A 17286-nucleotide genomic window follows, 5' to 3' on the forward strand; every position below is an offset into this window, starting at 1 on the left:
GCAAATAGCGCCTGCGGCAAGTTCTGTTTCAAAAGCCATTAATTGCCACTTCATTTTTGAATTAATTGTTCAATTTGATTTAATAACTCATCTCCTTCGCTTGGCAGTGCTGCTTTATTTTCCAGAATACACCCTTTGGAATCAATTATTAGGAAGGTTGGAAAGCTCAGGTTATTTGCTGAAACTCTTTTTAAATCCTCTTTAAATTTATCATTGGCTATAAAATGATAACCCTCCAGCGCTTTTGCTTTAATTATACTTTCCCATAGCTGTCTGTTATCATCGTACTCATAGGCAATATAAACCATTGCTATATCCTTTTCTTTTAAGCGTGGTTTTAGAGGCTCTAGATGGTTAAACTGAGCTAAACACGGCATGCACCAGGTTCCCCAGCAATCGATTAATAGTGCTTTCCCTTTTAATAGCTGTGATAATTGGCTAAATGAATCAATAGAATCTCCATCTAAAAACAGACATTCGGGAGGCATTTCTATATATTGAAGCTTCTCATATTCTTCCACTCGGGGAAGCAGTATATTCTCAATCAATTGATTGCCATAAGAATCTTTCATATCATCATTATCTGCCAGATACTTCTCAATGCGTGCTTTTGAAATTGTTCCTAAGGCTGCGGCATTGCACATGGTATGGTATTGTTGATAGTGCTGATTAACTTTAACTGGTAGTATTTGGTCACTTTTAGCATAGATATCTTTAAAAGCTCTATTTCCCTTTCGTTTCGTGTAGGTGTAGACTCCGTCTTTATAATCTTCTATAAACTCCAGATACATATTTGTGTATTCAATCATATTATCAATGAGTCCAATTGTTTCAGCATGAATTGGATATTTCTCAAAAACTTTAGGATAAATCTGACTTAGCTGTTTAGATAGGATACTATCATTAACTTTAAATTTATCGTGCCAAAAGGTTGACCGAATAGCTGTTGCCAGCCTTTCAGCATATTTATACTGCACATTAAGTTTACATATTTCAAAGAATTCACTATCAATTTCTCCTGAAGCCAATAGTTCATTGAGTGGGATTAGTTCATTGTTTATCTTTTCATCCAGTCTATCCAATAGTGCATCTGGCTGTTTTAGCCCCCATTCATCTTGATGAGAGAGAATACCATGTGATTCATTGTCGATTAGGTTGTAGTATATTTGTCCTTTATCCAACTTGCTTAGAGGTACTCCATCATTTTGTCCTATGTCAATAGTATAAATATCAGGGCTATTGGGATATCCCCACCAGGTATTCCTAATAATTTCAACTCCTGTACTGTTGAATGAATACTTTCTGTTAGGCCTCACAATTAGTTCTACTAAATGATATCTCGAAGCATCATAATAGCAAACCCTGAAGAACTCTGTTTTTTCGACATAAGCTTTAATAACAAAATTCCCTAGATTATCTGGTGTTATTTCTTCAGAAGCATTGGCTCCAGCAACAGTTTCCAGGGAATATAAAACTTTTCCACTTCCATTATAGCCAATAATTCTGCCTTCTATTACAACATTATGCTGCTGTGCAAAGGTTTGTAGCGATAAAAGAAGTGCAATAACAATTAAGGAGCTGATTTTATTCATGTGTACTGGTCGAATAGTTTGAATCTGATTATTACTGGTTTGTAAATTTGCATGCATGGCAGCTGGTTGCAGCTTGTTGTGTTGCGTTATTTTAATATTCTTAACGCTGGAATATATTTTACTTTTTGTTTTTGATGATAATAATTTGAATTGCTAAAAATCATGATTAGGTTGAAAACATAAAGTCCAACTACAACAAATATTATTGCAGGAAATGGAAGTGGAATTAGTACGACATGAAAAAGGAAACTAATACCTAATAAAGAATAAAACGCAAATAATAAGATAATCCAACTAATCTGGAAATTGATAATGGCTTTTCCTGTGGTATCCACATCTCTAATTTTTTCTTTTTTCAGCATCCATATTGCTAATGGTATAATAATTCCAAGTAATGGAAATACAAGAAATCCTAACTGTGATAAATTTAGCATCGTTATCACATTTTTATCTTCTATTGTTTTCCAATCAATAATATCGTCAGGTGAAACTTGAAGAGAAACAGCTAATCGTTTCAAAGTATCGCCACGTGGAACTGTTTCACCATTTTCAATTCGTTGAATAGTTCTTACACTTAATTTAGATTGTTCAGCCAAATTTTCTTGAGACATACCTTTCGATGTCCTAAGTTCTTTTACTCGTTTTTGTAATTCCGTATTATTCATTTTTTCTTGTTTTTGAGTTCTGAGTAAAAGTATGTTTCGTCTTCATAAATTGTAACGTCAGGCTTACGACATTTACCTGACAATTATGTCTGATTGTTTTCAACTCCCTCTTTTTTAATGGCTAATGTGGTTTTACTAACTGCAACACAACTAGCGGATATCCCCAATCACTTCACATATGACACCTAAAAGTACAATAATTATTTAAAGTAGTGTTGAGGGGTTTCGCCTATCAAACTCTGAAAAGTAATTATAGGAGTACAATGGTTAATAATTCGCAGCAAACCCTCAAACTCCGCCAAAGCAAGGGGGCTTAAGGGCTGATGTTATTCGTTGTAAACTCAGCGTTATTGGCCGCCGAAGTTGCCAGCTTCGGCGAGTGGGGCCCCTTGTTATAGGGCGTTTTTTAATTCTTCTTGGATTTCTTTTTCCTTGGTGTCAATTACTTCTGTATTAATTCCAGTTAGTTGTTTTTTTAATTCTTCGATTACAAGTTCAACCCGTTCTTCCATAAACTGGTCAAGTGCATTTGTTGGCATTTCGTCCATTCTTGCCCAAGTCAAGATTTGTTTAGGGAGGAGATGAGAGTCAATTACTCTCTCAAAATTTGGATTTTGGTCGTATTCTTTGATGTATTCTAAAGGATTTTTGTCGCTAATCTCCAAGTTTGTAAGCTGAGTGAGATATGCGATATTCATTAGACTATTGTTGTCAAGTTGATTGTCCGCCCTGTTGTTTGTGATATAGTTGGTAGGGAAAATATGATGAAGATTTGGTTTGTCCGTTGAAAAGAAAAGATTGTCAACGTTTACGTTTCTATCCGTGTACTTCCAATCTTTAGGGCATTTGTGTGAGAAGAGAGACAGTATTGCTCTCGAAATGCGTCCTTTTGAACTATATGATGATTTTCTCAATGTGTCTTTGTCGATTAGGAATCGACCAAATCGTTGTTCGTTGTCGTACTTCTCTCCATTTAAAAGACTTATGTGTTGATTTATGTCTCCTGTGTTACTTAATAAATCGTCTCTATGCAATGAGTTAAACCAAAAATATTTTTTCAAAAAGTCATAGTTAGGATTGTCGTTCTTGTAGAAGTAGTTTGCAATCGTGAGATAGAAGTAACGATACGGAATAAGTTGTGGCCCTTTTAAATTTAAGGTGTTTTCAAAGAAATCAAACGTTTTAAGTATTGCCTTTTTTGCTGAATCCCAAATACATTCTATTTGTTCTGTCTTGATGTCGTTCAGATATCTTGGTGTGATATTATGGATGCCTGAATTGTCAATGTTCTCACGGATTAGAATAGCAATTATTTGGAGGTAATCGAAATTGTCAATTTGCAAGTAGTTGCTATTATTGACCTTTTTGAAATCATCAATTAGGTCACGTAGATAAAAGCCTTTATCGATTTCAGATTTTGGTCTAAATGTTTTTGCAACGACTATATCAAAAATGTCAAGTGGTTTGCCAGCTTGATTTATTCGCTCAAATATTTGACAGACTTCTGCTACCTTGATACCTTTTAGTTCTATAAAAGAAATTCGATAGTTGCTTAGTACTTGTTGAACTTTTCTAAGCTCTACCCAATATGGATGGTTGTACTGTTGAGCAACATCTGGATGGTTAACAATTTTTTGCTGTATAGTTTCAAAGTTTTGTTTGACTTCAAGTAGTTTGACAATTAGTCCTTCATCATATTTATTCTTCCTTCCAATATTTCTTTTGAAACTGCCGTCCCGGTCGTCAATTTCGTTCCAATAAAGGAACCTCTTCTTGTAACTTTCATCATCTGTTTCGTCTTCACTCTCAATTGTCAGGTCAATGTAAAGAGAAGGGTTGAATCCGTCTCTACCTTCTATTTTACCACCGTACAGAGATGTTAACAAAGAAGTAGTTCTTTGCTGTCCGTCAAGTAAATATTGGTACTCACTTCTCGTGAAATTTTCAGCTGCTATTTTATGTCCACCAATTTGTCGATGGTTTTGTAGCTTCAAATCTGTTTTCCAAACTAAAATGCTTCCAAGAGGGTAGAATTTGTAAATACTGTCCCACAACTTTTTCACATTTTCTTCTTCCCAAACCACATCTCTTTGGAAAGTCGGAATTTGATAATTCTGGTTTTTCAGTTCGTCAAGGTAGGTTGTGATTCCCTTGTCTGTTGGTTTTATTCTGTCGGTAAAGTTCATTCTCATTCGTTTAATGTCTTGCCTAACGGTTGGCGGTATAAAGCGTTGGCTTGTGTTGCTGCGCCTGCGGCAAGTCTATGCTTTATACCGTGTGTTACAGGCAGTACTTTTTTAATCTTCATTAATGGAATCAAGTATTTCTACTATTTTTTCATTTCTAACAATGTGCATGCCTAACCTTTCATGGGACACACCTTTTTTAAGTAAATAATCATAAACAGGAACATTATTGACTAATGTTGAATCAAAATAATTATAAGCTACAGAATCTGATTCTCCAATCTCTTTTGCAACTTCAGTAATATGAGTGGATATGCAAAATTTACAGCTTTTAATTTCCGCAAATGCTTTAATTATGATTGATGAAGCATCAAAAGCATCCTTGACGTTTGTTCCTCTAAATAACTCATCAAAAATCACGAATAATCGCTTCTTATCTTTTATTTTCAATGCTGTATGTTTAACACGAGTAACTTCACTATAGAAATGACTATATCCTTTATGCATATTGTCTGACAAATTTATGGTCGTAATTATTCCATTAAATACTGAGGTCGTCATTCCGGATGCAGTTACAGGAAAACCTAAATGTGATATGTAAATAGATAAACCTATTGATTTGAGAAATGTAGATTTTCCAGCCATATTCGGTCCCGTTAAAAAACAGAGATTCTTACTTTTTGTAAAATCAAAATCATATGGTACAGCATTATCAAGAAGTGGATGATAAAGGTTCTGAATTGTCAAGGTAGGTGCAGATGTTTCTACAAATTCTGGAAATGAAAGATTCTTCTTATTTGCAATTCGTCCAACAGAGCTTAATGCATCGAATTTATAAAGAATACGAACCAAATTAAGTAATTCATTGATATACCTGTTTCTAAAGAGATAGTCCAATCTATTTAATTGTCTTTTTTTTATACCATCATCGTTCCCTGTAAAAACATCAAACTCTCTTTTGCTAATAAACTCTAATATAAAAGCAATATCCTCTTTTAATTTAGCTGGTGCATTGTTATGCTCAATCTCACTTATAAAACCTTTCAAATAAACAAATAAATGCTTTAAGTGCAATATTCCTGTTTGAATGATATAATAATCATTGTTTGGCTTTAACTTGTATGATAAGTCTTGGAAAAATGCATTTATAATATTGTCTTTTAATGAGGGTATATTTAGTTTACAATAGCGTTCTATAAAATCAAATTGACTTTCACTAAAAACGAATTCTATATTATTTGTTGAGAAGTATTCTATCGTTCTTTTCCTAGTGCAAAGTTCTTGAAAATTCGTTGAAGGATTACTCATAATCCGCATTAAATAATCTCGTCCACCTATTGTTTTTGTATTGTTATAAAAACTGAAAATAGATTTCGTGGACCTACCATCACTAAATATTTCTAGATCTTTTATTGTTTGTGGGTCAAGTTCAAATTGCATATGCTTATTGGTGTTAGTCGTATTACCTGTAACTAGCGGATATACTTCATATATCCCACCTAAAAGTACAATAATTATTTAAAGTAGCATTGAGGGGTTTCGTCTATCAAAGTCTGAAAAGTAATTATAGGAGTACAATGGTTAATAATTCGCAGCAAACCCTCAAACTCTGCCAAAGCAAGGTGCTTAATAGCTGATGATATTCGTTATAAACTCAGCTTTATTGGCCGCCGAAGTTGCCAACTTCGGCGAGCGGTGGTTTTATTACCTTAATTTCCATTAGAGAATCAATCAAAAGTAGAAATGAGTCTTTTAAATAATTTAAATCCTTTATCTCTATAGAATCATAATTCCCCCTTAATCTAATTATTGTCGTGTCATTTGAATTCCTAACATTAAATACAATTCGTATATCTTGAAGAAAAAGGTCTCTAACCTTTTCATAGTTAAATAATCTTGCAATAGCTCTTTTATTTTGTCCGGCTACTCCAAACTGACGATCAAAATCTTTGTTGCCTGTTTTGATTCTATTCCAATTGAATATTTTATCCAAAAAATCTATTTTCCAAATTGATATGTTAAAATCAATTGATCTTTTAATATTAATTGAAATGTCAATAGGGTTAAATCTAAAATGTCCTTTACCACCTTGCAGAATTCCTTGATGAATCAAGATTTTAAATCCTTTATAATTAAATTTTACTTCGGCAGTTATTATATTTGCATCTACTTCTGCTCTTATTTTTTCACAGAATTTCAACTCTCCATCTAAAGAGTCTGACAGTTTTTGCCAAATATTTTTGAGTTCTGGAACTGTAATTTTGTATCTCATTTGTTTGGTGGTGGATTTCCCCTTGCTTACAACGGTCCGGCTATGAAGCGTTGGCCTGTGTTGCGCCTGCGGCGGGCCCATGCTTTATGAGCCACTATGATAAAACATAGGCATTTACCAAACGACTCAACTGTTTTATTTTGAGTCCAAAATTAAGATCTATGAAAACGCAAATTAAACAAAAAAAAGATTTTACAGGTCAGGATATCTTTATTGGTTTAGATGTTCATAAAAAAAGCTGGCATGTTACTTTAATGGGGCAGCATATTTGTTTAAAAAGTTATACCCAACCTGCCAGTAGCGAATGTCTGCATCAGTTTTTACAGGAACATTATCCTGGCGCTCGGTATTTCAGTGCCTACGAAGCCGGTTTTTCGGGTTATAGCCACCACAGAAAACTCAATGAATATGGAATCAAAAATATAGTGGTCAACCCGGCCGATATTCCCAAGACCAACAAAGACGACCATTACAAAACTGATAAACGCGACAGTCGCACCATTGCTGAAGCACTTCGAAGCGGACTTCTAAAAGGGATTCATGTTCTCTCCCCCAAGGATGAAGAATTTCGCAGTTTATTCAGGTCTCGTTTAGCCATTGCCAAAGACATACGTCGCACTCGAAACCGGATTAAGAGTTTTCTTGCTTATCGTGCCATAGAGATACCATCTGCTTATATCTATAATCCTAAGAGCAAAGGTTTTCTTGTATGGTTACAAAGCATCAAGTTGCCAGATGCTCAATCTGTCATTCAAAAACAGCAACTTATAGAGCGTTTACATTTCTTACTGGAACAGCGGCTCTCGTTAGAGCGTCAATTACGTATTCTAGCCCGAAACAAAGACAAAGTATTGTATGAATTATTACAAACTGTTCCTGGCATAGGTCCCATAACAGCTATTGGTTTTATGGCTGAAATAGGAGATATAAATCGGTTTAGACATATCAAACAATTTGCAAGCTATATTGGCATGGTCCCACGAATACATCAAAGTGGCAATACAGAGCGAATAGGAAGCATTACCTACCGCAACAACGGCTACCTGCGTCCTTTGGTTATAGAGGCCGCATGGCAGGCTGTCCGCTGCGATTCTGCCATTTTACAGTACTACCAAGAAAAATGTGCTCATGAAAATGCAAAAAAGGTTATTGTAAAGGTGGCTCGTAAACTATTAAACCGCATAATGTATGTGATGAAACATAGAACAAAATACGAAAGAGGAATAAACTAACTGATCCAATTGGGGAGAAGCACATAACAATGTGGTGGTATTTGCAATAAATCCCTTTTATGAGACTGTGCCTCCCCATCATTTTCATAAGTAAGCTGTGACTCAGATCACAAATAGCAGCCTGATCAAATTAGTTTATTCAACTCTTTCAAAAGTTAATGTACGAAAGAGAACCCGTCAACCCACAAGGGGTATGACTGAACCTCTTTTTGCCGATTAAAAGTGTAATTACAGGTTGAAAAAACTTGTAAAATGATGTAGATTAAGAATATACGGTTAGTATTGTTTTACATAGTAGCCATTGTTGGGTACTGGCTATTTATATTCTTCAAATAACTGCAGGACTTCAAACTTATTTATCGCTCTATCATAGAACCGTACGTTGTCAACAGAACCATATAAATAAGGATCAAACTCATTTATATTATAGCAGTTGCTTGCTGAAATATATAATTCACCATCATAGTAATTAAACAAGCCTGTATCTTCACCATCGTATCCTTCGTAGCTTCTATCACCATCATCATTTTTGGGCTTAAAATCGTTAGCAACAATAGCTAATTCCCCATTAATGTAAACTCTCTCAAGGTTATTTTCAATTGTCATAACTACATGGTACCAATTACCGGTATTCATTTCAAATGGAGCTTCTAGTCTATAGCCATTATATGAAGAAACAGTTTTTGAAACAGATCTATAATACAACAAAACATCCCAAAATGCACTATAAGACAATCTGGTTCCTAATAAAAACGGTGCATTATTATTAGTATACTTATCCATTTTAACCCATATTGAATAACTCCAGTTTTTCTGAGTAGGATTAATTACATTTGGCATTGTTATATGACAACCTGGCCCTTCAAAAAATGCAGATTGATTATTGATATCATCCGCTACCCCATCTTTAAAAGTGATATTTTTTGAAGTTGCATGGTAGTTATTATTTGTTTGATCTAAAAAGTCACCATCGAATTTATAATATGCCTTTAATCCACTTTTAATGTCAATACTTGTTGATTTAAATTGAATTGAAAATGCTTTATTATAGCTTTCTTCATCAAGTGTTTTCAAGCTTGATTTTACCTGAAGTTTATAAATAGATTCTGGTTTCAACTCTTCGCTGATATGATAAATGACCTTGAATTCACTTTCGTTATATTCAAAGCTACCTGATACTATTTCGTTGCTAGAATTAACAATCCTAATATGTTCTTCATTTACCGTAGTAATATCTAAAGCTTTATTAAAACTTAATGTAATGTTGTCCAAATTATAAGGGACTTCCATTTCGTCCGAAGAAGGGTTTGTTGTTAATACTTCTAAAGGAACAAGTCTTTTTGCATACTTCTCAAAAAATGGAATCGTTGCATTGCTATTAAGGCTATTGTATCTATTTATCAAGTTATTTCGCACCTTTGAAAGGTTTAACAATTTGGCATTTTCAGCCAGTTTATCTATTATCGTTTGATTATTTAATTGTCCATCTTCTTTAATATCCAAAATGATCTTTGATATGGTTTCAGAAAGCTCACCAACACTAAACTTACCTTGCAATACTACTGAAGCTGCCAATAGTATTGCATTTTCATTACCTTTTTGACTAATGTCAAGTTGATTGAAATTTATTGAATCATTTTGGGGAATATCAAATATTTCCAAAATTTCATTCTGAGCTCTAGTCTTTGCATCCTTAAAATTCATCCCATACTCTTTTACTAAATAGAGAATTCTTTCCTTTGATAAAGTCGTTAATAAGTTCACATTAGTAAGAGTTGAATCTGTTACCTCAACTAAAGATCTTAAAGATAGGTTTGCATTCGATATATTTCCTTCTACTTCATTAAAGTAAAAACCACTGGTAATAACTTCCACATAAGGTGAAATTATTTCATTTCTAACACTAAAACCTCCAAAATCATCATTTGTAGTTGTATTATATGTTTTTCCAGTAGCAACAAATGAACTATCTAACTCCTGTATAATAACACTTGATCCGGTAATAAATGGTCCTTTCTGAATATTACCTGTTACACCTTTACTAATGATCTCTTTCGGTTTATTTAAATCTTTAGATTCATCAGCACCAATTTCGTCGGATTTATCGCACATACTAAAAACTAGCATTATGCAAATCATCATTCCAATAGATTGAATCTTGTTCTTCATTATTGTCTTATATTTTTGGTTTAGTTTTTTTGCTTCTGACTAACGTAAAAATAAACGTCAGTAGTTCAGCGATTTACAATTCTGTGCTTTTCTTCAATTTTCATCTGCTTTGATGTCCCCATTTTACGTTAGCATAAGAAATCCATAAATCTTAAAAAGTATTGATTACCTTGGTTTTAAATCAATACTATGGGTTTATAGGGGGAATTGTACCCAACGGTTGGTGTATGAAGCGTTGGGCATTTCGAAGCACTTTCCTGTCAGACCGCTACAAAATTGATTAATTGTAATGCGTTTAAAACCTGCACTATCTGCCCAATGATTTATACACTTTGTTACCATTTCGTGCTTTATTTTTTCAGTCAGTGCGACTGGGATAGGCAAGCTCTTTTGCAATTTTTGGCTTGTGCGTTGGTTTGTGCGAATTGCAAATGTGCTTGACTATGAAGCGTTGGGATTCATTAACGCCTCTTGTTCAATCGTCTTTCTATATTTATTAATAATTTTTGCCAAGTCCTTAATCTCTGGATAATTGTCGAAATTTAGTCCTTTAATTTTTGGGTCATTCAATTGATTTACATAGTCTGTATAATTTTTTGAATCATTAATTATTTTTTCAATGTTGTTGGGGATGAAATAGCTGCATCTCCTAAAGTCCATTTTATTACGATATTCCAAAACATAGATGGCAATTCCTGAAAGGTCAAAATCACCAAAATGTAAATATCTATTTTGAATTTGCTGAAGCCATTCTATAAAGGCATTATTATTAAAGCGTAACAGAAATAAGGGCTCAATTTTATCAAAATATTGTTTGTAATTTTCAATACGATAGAATGTCTCAGGATTTTCAATCCCAACAATTGTAACATTCTCTGAAATTGCAAAATTCTTAAAATCAGAAATAAATAACGAACTTCCTTTTAAGGTCTTAAGATAAATTTTCTCCCCATTAAGACTGCCTTCAATATCTGCAAAGGTTCTAACAAAGAAACCCGAGTAAACCTTTGTTTGTTTTAACTTTGAATTAGAAGCAATTTGAGCTGATTCACTTTTTGTCGAGACAGGTTTGTTTAATAATTGATAATAGTCTTCAATGTTTATAATTCCGTAGCGTTCTCTAATAAAATTTCTAAGTTGCTCAACGTTATTTGTGTAAACAATAAATGTATTTTTTCTTTTGCTTCTATGAAGAATGTTTTCATCCAAAAAAATCTTAAGTAAATCCTTATTTTGTTTGGATTTAAACTGACCAATTGAGACAGGCTCCTTTCTGGAAATGGTTATAAGTTTCTCGATAAATGAAATTGGTATTTCCATCTCGTTTAGTTTTGTGCTATAAGACGATTTGCATGAGTTATACTATCAGAAGTTTTTTCAAAGTCATACACATATTTGTATGCCATAGCATTCGTTTCAATTGGAGAACCATTTATCATCCAAATTCCTCTGTCGTTTGCAAAATCAATCAGACTATCTATGTTTTTTGGATGAATAATGTTTATTTCATCCATAATGCAATGAAGTTTAAAATCCTTCTGTTTTTTTGACGCTTTCTCCTTAAAAACATTCAATAACATAATGTAAAGCATTGCTTTTACCAAAACATCAGTCCCGTTTGAACCAATGTCCGCAAGCTTTGTTTGCCAACCTGTATCTTTGTTGTTTTCAACAACCCTGAATTTCAATTCAAAAGTATCTTCAAGTGAAATTTCAGTTTTATTTTGTTCTTGTGATAGGTTCGACATTAATCCAACAAGAAGTTTGAATGCAGCATCGTTGTTCTCTTCTAATTTTAATCCCGTGAATAAATTTAACTCTCCAAAACCAAATGGATTTTCACCATGAAACTTTCTTATTTCTTCGAATGTCTGGAATACTTTGTTTTCACTTGGGTCAGCTTTCAAAACAACTTCCTGTACTACACCAACAAAATTATGCCTTTCAAAATCCTTGTTCATTTTTGAGATTATCTCATCTATTTCTTTTTTCTTGGATGAAAGCTGCTCGATATGTTTCACAATAAGACTTATCAAATCAGCATGATTCTTTTTGATGTATTTTTTATAGTCATCAATCTTATTGTCGGTTATGAAATCTTTAAGGTCATTAGCAAATGAACGATAGGCTAAGTCATCGGGAAAATTAGTCGGGAAATTAAATATATTACCTTCTCTTAGTGGGCTTACAAATTTATTTATCGATGATTTTAAACTCTTTATGTTTTCGGATATGTTTTGTTGAAGGTCTTTTATTATTTTGATTAAATCAGTTAATAATTCCTCATTTGCAGATTCTTCACAATGTTCTACAAAATATTCCACATCTGAGTAAAAAGGTGATTTCTCAAAATCTTCAAATTCCTTTTGCTGCCTTTTCTGCTCTTTCAATTGTTCATTGATGCTATCAAGTTCTTTCTTTATCTGAGTTTGATTGTCACGAAGCTCTTTGTTTTCCTGTTTATATTTTTCTTTTATAGAATTAAATTCTGAATTCAATTTTGAAAATGTAGCTTCAAAAATTGGAAGTTTATCAATGAAATTTGTTTTATCTTCATTATAAATTGCAACTACCTGATTAAGTTTTTTTATTGACAATAAATTTTTATTTAGATTTTCGATATCCGTTTCAAGCAAATCAAGACGGTCTGTATCAACTTTTCCCTCTAGTTCCTTTTTTCTATCATCTTTTACTTTAGCTACTTTGTCTTGATATTTTTGCTTTTCTTCAGTTACCTGAGCTGCTAGTTTTTGTTCAAGTGCAGAAAAATGGCTTTTAAGCTTATTTATTTCTTGCTTTTGCTCATCTTGTTTTTCCCTAACTTTTTTTTCTCGTTCTGACTTTAAATCTTGTAGCTTTTGTTTACTTCTTCCAATATTCTGTGAAACATCCTTGATTAAAGGTTCGATTATGGATAATTCGCTTATTTTTTTCTTTTCTGCTTCCTTTTTGAGGCTTGATATTCTCAATTTTGTTTGGGTACTTTTTACCTCAGTTTGAGAAATTAGTGTTTTCAACTGGAGTATCTCCTGATTTAGCTTTTTAAGTTTTTGGTTATACTTAGTATTGATTTTTTGCTGTTGATTTTCAAATTCCGATTGTTCTTTCTGAAAATCAGTCTTAATTTCTTCGATGATTATTAATAATTTATCTTTCTCTATTTGGTAATCAGTGATGGTTTTAACGTTAATATCAATTTCCTCAAGATTTAGTTTTACACCATAAAATGACTGATTGGTCTCAATAATTTGAGGCGAGAGATTTTGGGAGAGTAATATCTTTTCATCAAATACCTTTCCGATTGTTTGTTCCCATTCAGGATAGTTTTGATTTAGAAATTCATGAAGTGAGTCTTTAAATGCTTCAAGTTTTTCGTCTATTTCATCGAGCTTTTCTTGTGTGTCAATACGTTTATTTTCAAGCTCTTTTGTTTTGTTTTCAAAATGTAATTTCAATATCTCCTTTTCGTGATTTCCTTTATCCTGGAGTTTTTCAATTTCTTCTTTATTCAGATTTATTTTATTTGTGCTTTCTACTATTTGATTGTTATAATCTGTCAGATTCTTTTGTTCCGTTTTAATATCTTCATCATAAAATTTGGTGAGGTTAATTTTGTCTCTTTGGCGTTTAAGCTTTAGTTCTTTATCATTCAACTGATTTTGAAGTTCAGTTTCTTCTTCTATTTGCTTTTCAAATAGTTGTCTTAAATCCTCAATAAATTCAGAGTATTGTTCAATAATCTTGCTTTGTTGTCTTGCGGAATCAGATTTTATAGTGGACTTTTCTCCATTCAGAATATTAAGGTTTGCATTATGACTGTTCTCAAGCTGCTGCAAAATAGATTTGTATTTTTCTTCAATCGATTCAACTTTTGATGTAAGCAACTTTAATTCGTTTTCTAAATTTATCTTTTCAATTTCAAAATTTTTCTCTTTAGATACGAAATCAAGAATTGCATCAATTCCTTTCAGGTTTTCCTTTTGCAATGTTCTGTAATGTTCTATTTTATTCTTCGTATCTGATATATTCTTTTGTTCAATTGCAATTCGCTTATCATAATCCGTTTTCGTATTATCAAAGTTGTTTTGTAAATCCGAAATTTGCTTTGTAGATTCAGTATACTTTGTATCAAGTTCTGAAGAGTCAAATTCTAACTTATCAATCTTGCTTGTTAGCTCTTTATGGTTTGCCCCCAGAGTTTTTGCAGCAAGTATTTTTTCTTGTTCTAACCGAATTAATTCATCATAGTTTTGAATTATTATCCCCGCTCTCTTCTTAATCTTTTCATAAGCTGAAATGTCATTGTAATCTTGTTTAAAATCACTTAACTGTGTTCTGAGTACATTTAAGTCGACTTTATAACCTTTACCATCATTAAGAGCAAAATCATCTATACTAATTGAATTAATAATAGTTGTTTTAATTGCATCAGACTTAAGGTTTGAATTAAGATAAATATTTGAAATCGTTTTTGGGATGTTTTGATAAGCAGGGCTTTCAATTATAGCGTATTGCTTGAAATTCCTGCTCAATCCACTTACATTATTTGTGGCACCGTAGATAATATTACGATATTCCGTGAACTTTATAATTTTTCGTGAATGCCTCGTTTGACTTAGGATTGTTTCTGAAACTTTATTTGGTTTCAAAGGGAGTATTCCTTTGGGCGTTTCTTCAAGAAAAAAATGTTTTTTGTATTCAGAGTCTATGAATCGATAACAAAGTTTGTTGTGTTCTTTATAAAGCCAAATTAAATATTTCCCCTCTTTGGTTGCTACTTCATAAATAATATGTGAGTTAGGGAATTCAAAATAGTAATCGGCAAAATCACTTTTATTTGCAACCTTTGGTATTCCAAGCCTCTGAGTATCGGCATTATAAAAAAATAGAATTGCTCTTAAAACAGTAGTTTTTCCAACTCCTTGGTCACCTGTAAAATGAACATTGCCATTCAACTGAATTTCTTGGTAATCAACATTGGCTGCTTTTATAAATATTATTTTATTCAAATGTTTCATCGTCATCTTCTTGTATTACAATTGATACTACTAATTTTTGTAAATAACGATATGAAGCAAGAACTTTGAATTCATCCGAGTATTCGTTTGTGAGGTCAAAAAAGGTTTCTTTAACCATATATCGTGATAGCTTTTGAATTCTTTCTAAAGGCTTTTCTGTTGCAAATTCCTGATAATTTTTAAGTGCCTCTAATTTTTCCTGTAATTCACTATTAACTTTGGATTTTTCAAAAATTCTGGATGGGGAGAAAATAGTTCCTTGGGTAAATGGTTCGTCAATCGCTTTAGCATATGTGTTAAAAAAGTCTAGTATATCAATCCATTTATACGCTCGCTTTACCTTATCTTCAATTATTTGATTTGTTTCTTTACGACTGAAATAATAATATCCAGTCCCTTTTTCTAATATGAATCCTATGCGTTGAAAATAATCTCTTAGGACTTCATAATTATTTTCCAATTCAATAATATTGAATAAATCTTTAACTTCATCGCTTCCACTATCCTCGCTAATAAACTGTCCTTTACTCAGTCTATCAAATATCTCTGATGTTTGTATTGGTGGTGTTCCTATCATAGTTTCGGTGTAATTAGTGCATATTCAATATTTCTGATTTTTGAATATTTGTCTGATATTGAAAATTCATCTCTAAACTGAGAAGCTAACTTACAGTACAAAGTTACTTTGTCCTCAAAAGTAAGTTCATATTCAAAGTTGTAATTATTTATAAAATCAAATAAATCACCACCTCTGGACAAAAAGCTTTCTTTAAGTTTATTTGTATCAACTACGAAATGGTTTTTATCTTTTTCATTTAAAAACTCGTCTCGAATAACACCAGATGATTTTTCATCTAATTTCAATGATTTTTTCAGCTTATAACTAATTCGCAATAGAATTTCAAAAGCATCTTCTGATTGAATGTATTCAAGGGATAAGGGGGTAGAATATCTAATCTCATTTTGGAATTTAAGACTATTTTCTTTCAGAACTACATCTAGGAAATTGCTTTTCTCTGCTAACAATAGCTGGTCTTTTAAAAGTTTTACCTTTTGGATATGTTTGAATATCTGAGAATCATGTCTAATTCTATTGATGAAGTCAAGAATCTTTTGAGTTATATCAATCAGGTTTTGTCGAGCAATTATAATGTCTCTGTCAAGCCTAAGAATAATTTGGTTCAGCTCATCATCTTGTACCATTTTTATAAAATAGCCCCAAGTGCTTTCTTGAAAGAAAGCGTCAATTTGCTCTAATAAATCATCTAGATTTTTTCTTTTGTTATCGTATTCCTGAAGTTTGCTTTTTTTAATGGTAAAATCTTTCTCAGTTGCAAAAACATCTTCAACACTACCGCGTAGTGTTGTCACATTTCGTAAAACATCTTTACCAACATTTCCAATATTACGTTTGATTTTAAGAAGATATTCGTTTTGTTTATTTAGTCTTTTTTCAATTTCCCAATTTTGGATGTTTTCTTTTAATATTCTTATTAATCCACTGGTGTATTCGTAATTAATTTCCTCTATTGAGTCCGTAAATTTTTCCAAAAATTCAAGGATGTCTTGATTTAAATCAATTGTATTTCCAAATTGGACTAAAATATTTTTTTCAATTAAAGTTGTCAGTTTTTCTTCTTCAAAATTCACAAACTCCAAAAGATTATCGTATTTGACACTATTCTTTCTTTTGGCAAAAAGGAAATCAATTATTTCCCTTTCTCTATAGAGGGTATTTATTAAATCTTTTATCGAGTTAAATGCAAACATTATTACTTCTGGTTCTGTGGGTTGGAAAAGAAATAGCTCTTTTGGTTTTTCTTGTTGGGGCTTTTGTGTCGGCAAAAACCAAATGTGCTATTTGTGCGTTGGCTTATCATCATATTTTGTAGTTCGTTTCTCTTTTTTAGCATGAATGGTAACTAGCGGATATACTTAATAACTCCATATATCCCACCTAAAAGTACAATAATTATTTAAAGTAGTGTTTAGGCGTTTCGGCAAATTATTAACAGCGTGGGTAATTAGGGCTGCTGATACAAACAGGAGCAGGTTGCAGGGGCAGTGTGTTTCGGGGTATCACAGCCTTGCAAAATGTCCAAACATTTTGTTTGGGGTCTCTGCAGCCTTGCAAAATGCTCAAACATTTTGT

Annotated in this window: 11 protein-coding genes; 1 reads left to right on the forward strand and 10 read right to left on the reverse strand. The window is 32.5% G+C overall.

The genetic code is table 11. The features are described from left to right. Window positions 1–50 precede the first annotated feature (50 nt). The 5 genes from ACSX1H_RS05035 to ACSX1H_RS05055 form a co-directional block, all read right to left on the reverse strand. A complete protein-coding gene (locus ACSX1H_RS05035) occupies window positions 51–1592 on the reverse strand; it encodes a TlpA family protein disulfide reductase (RefSeq protein ID WP_439182649.1) in 1542 nt (513 codons plus the stop codon). Between the two features lie 86 nt (window positions 1593–1678). After that, window positions 1679–2257: a magnetosome magnetite crystal formation protein family gene (locus ACSX1H_RS05040; protein WP_439182651.1), complete on the reverse strand. Its 579-nt coding sequence runs from the start codon at window positions 2255–2257 to the stop codon at window positions 1679–1681. Window positions 2258–2649: 392 nt separating this feature from the next. Beyond that, window positions 2650–4443: a GmrSD restriction endonuclease domain-containing protein gene (locus ACSX1H_RS05045; RefSeq protein WP_439182653.1), complete on the reverse strand. Its 1794-nt coding sequence runs from the start codon at window positions 4441–4443 to the stop codon at window positions 2650–2652. 111 nt (window positions 4444–4554) lie between these two features. Then, entirely contained in the window at window positions 4555–5883 is a 1329-nt protein-coding gene (locus ACSX1H_RS05050; RefSeq protein ID WP_439182654.1) for a MutS-related protein, read from the reverse strand. 220 nt (window positions 5884–6103) lie between these two features. Further along, window positions 6104–6715: a hypothetical protein gene (locus ACSX1H_RS05055; RefSeq protein ID WP_439182655.1), complete on the reverse strand. Its 612-nt coding sequence runs from the start codon at window positions 6713–6715 to the stop codon at window positions 6104–6106. 161 nt (window positions 6716–6876) lie between these two features. Between ACSX1H_RS05055 and ACSX1H_RS05060 the strand changes: the two genes are divergently transcribed. Continuing rightward, window positions 6877–7947, forward strand: coding sequence for an IS110 family RNA-guided transposase (locus ACSX1H_RS05060; RefSeq protein ID WP_439182656.1), 1071 nt, complete (start codon window positions 6877–6879; stop codon window positions 7945–7947). A 315-nt stretch (window positions 7948–8262) separates the two neighbouring features. On the opposite strand, the gene ACSX1H_RS05065 is transcribed toward ACSX1H_RS05060, so the two are convergent. From ACSX1H_RS05065 to ACSX1H_RS05085, 5 genes are all read right to left on the reverse strand, one after another. Then, window positions 8263–10116 carry a LamG-like jellyroll fold domain-containing protein gene (locus ACSX1H_RS05065; protein WP_439182658.1) on the reverse strand — a complete coding sequence of 618 codons (1854 nt, stop codon included), beginning with the start codon at window positions 10114–10116 and terminating at the stop codon, window positions 8263–8265. Window positions 10117–10557: 441 nt separating this feature from the next. Beyond that, entirely contained in the window at window positions 10558–11436 is an 879-nt protein-coding gene (locus ACSX1H_RS05070) for a DUF7281 domain-containing protein (protein WP_439182660.1), read from the reverse strand. Between the two features lie 5 nt (window positions 11437–11441). Next, window positions 11442–15134, reverse strand: a complete 3693-nt coding sequence (locus tag ACSX1H_RS05075; protein WP_439182662.1) for an ATP-binding protein — start codon at window positions 15132–15134, stop codon at window positions 11442–11444. Beyond that, a complete protein-coding gene (locus ACSX1H_RS05080) occupies window positions 15118–15711 on the reverse strand; it encodes a condensin complex protein MksE (RefSeq protein WP_439182663.1) in 594 nt (197 codons plus the stop codon). The genes ACSX1H_RS05075 and ACSX1H_RS05080 overlap by 17 nt, the downstream gene beginning before the upstream one ends. Then, a complete protein-coding gene (locus ACSX1H_RS05085; protein ID WP_439182664.1) occupies window positions 15708–16979 on the reverse strand; it encodes a hypothetical protein in 1272 nt (423 codons plus the stop codon). Before ACSX1H_RS05085 ends, ACSX1H_RS05080 begins: the two co-directional genes overlap by 4 nt. Window positions 16980–17286: the final 307 nt, after the last annotated feature.

The organism is Carboxylicivirga taeanensis (assembly GCF_051851475.1).
Lineage (GTDB): Bacteria > Bacteroidota > Bacteroidia > Bacteroidales > Marinilabiliaceae > Carboxylicivirga > Carboxylicivirga taeanensis.

Excerpts from the sequence above, each read along its gene's own strand:
- ACSX1H_RS05050 (WP_439182654.1), bottom strand. The coding sequence starts at position 5,883 with ATGCAATTTGAACTTGACCCACAAACAATAAAAGATCTAGAAATATTT.
- ACSX1H_RS05070 (WP_439182660.1), bottom strand. The coding sequence starts at position 11,436 with ATGGAAATACCAATTTCATTTATCGAGAAACTTATAACCATTTCCAGA.
- ACSX1H_RS05040 (WP_439182651.1), bottom strand. The coding sequence starts at position 2,257 with ATGAATAATACGGAATTACAAAAACGAGTAAAAGAACTTAGGACATCG.
- ACSX1H_RS05065 (WP_439182658.1), bottom strand. The coding sequence starts at position 10,116 with ATGAAGAACAAGATTCAATCTATTGGAATGATGATTTGCATAATGCTA.
- ACSX1H_RS05060 (WP_439182656.1), top strand. The coding sequence starts at position 6,877 with ATGAAAACGCAAATTAAACAAAAAAAAGATTTTACAGGTCAGGATATC.
- ACSX1H_RS05080 (WP_439182663.1), bottom strand. The coding sequence starts at position 15,711 with ATGATAGGAACACCACCAATACAAACATCAGAGATATTTGATAGACTG.
- ACSX1H_RS05045 (WP_439182653.1), bottom strand. The coding sequence starts at position 4,443 with ATGAACTTTACCGACAGAATAAAACCAACAGACAAGGGAATCACAACC.
- ACSX1H_RS05035 (WP_439182649.1), bottom strand. The coding sequence starts at position 1,592 with ATGAATAAAATCAGCTCCTTAATTGTTATTGCACTTCTTTTATCGCTA.
- ACSX1H_RS05055 (WP_439182655.1), bottom strand. The coding sequence starts at position 6,715 with ATGAGATACAAAATTACAGTTCCAGAACTCAAAAATATTTGGCAAAAA.
- ACSX1H_RS05075 (WP_439182662.1), bottom strand. The coding sequence starts at position 15,134 with ATGAAACATTTGAATAAAATAATATTTATAAAAGCAGCCAATGTTGAT.